This is a genomic window from Streptomyces boncukensis (assembly GCF_011045075.1).
Lineage (GTDB): Bacteria > Actinomycetota > Actinomycetes > Streptomycetales > Streptomycetaceae > Streptomyces > Streptomyces boncukensis.
Genome location: NZ_JAAKZZ010001043.1, coordinates 1 through 885, shown reverse-complemented (window position 1 = coordinate 885; position 885 = coordinate 1). Strand labels below are relative to the sequence as shown.

1 pseudogene is annotated in these 885 nt (G+C 75.7%); it reads left to right on the top strand.

What is annotated here, in order from left to right:
• Positions 1–38: 38 nt before the first annotated feature.
• A pseudogene (locus G5C65_RS37835) lies at positions 39–885 on the top strand (phage tail protein); the annotation flags it as partial.

Below are 885 nucleotides of genomic sequence, written 5' to 3'. Positions count from 1 at the left end.
CCGCCCCACCCATCAACCCATCGCAAGGAGGCGCATTCGTGCTGCCCGAAAACATTCCCACGGTCACCGTGACCGGGCGCTACCTCACTCCCGAGGGCCACCCGGTCAGCGGGTCCGTCGAGTTCCGTCCGCCCTCGATGCTCACCCACGCCGAGTCCGACCTCATCCTCGGCGGGCCGAGCGTGGCCCCGCTCGACGCCGAGGGGCGGCTCAGCATCGAGCTGCCCGCCACCGACGCGGCGGGCTGGAACCCCGCCGAGTGGACCTACACCGTGACCGAACAGCTCACGGGGGTCGGCACCCGGCGCGTGTACCAGATCGTGCTCCCCCAGGCGGTCCCGACAGTGGACCTCGCCGACATCTCGCCGGTCGACCCCGGCACCCCCGACTACGTGGCCGTGCCCGGCCCGCCGGGACCCGCCGGGGAGTCCGGCCCGCCAGGACCCGCGGGCGAGCCGGGGCTGGTCCGGTCGGTGAACGGGGTGTCCGAGCCGGAGATCACCCTGACCGCGCAGGACGTCTCCGCCGTCCCCGCGGCGGCGGTCGGCACCGCGGGCGGCGTCGCCGCGCTCGACTCCGGCGGCCGGGTCCCGGCCGCGCAGCTTCCCGAGGGCACGGGCGGCGGCGTCACCTCCGTCAACGAGATGACCGGCGCGGTGGTCCTGGACGCCGCGGCCGTCGGCGCGTTGGACCAGGAGGCCGCCGACGCCCGCTATCTGAGGCCCGCCGAGGCCCCCGTGCGCTCCGTCAACGACCGTACCGGCGACGTCGTCCTGACCCCCGGCACGATCGGCGCGGCGCGCGCCGACGAGGTCGTCAAGCTCGCCGGGGCGCAGACCATCGAGAGCGCGAAGGTCTTCACCACCCCGCCCGCCACCGGGGCCG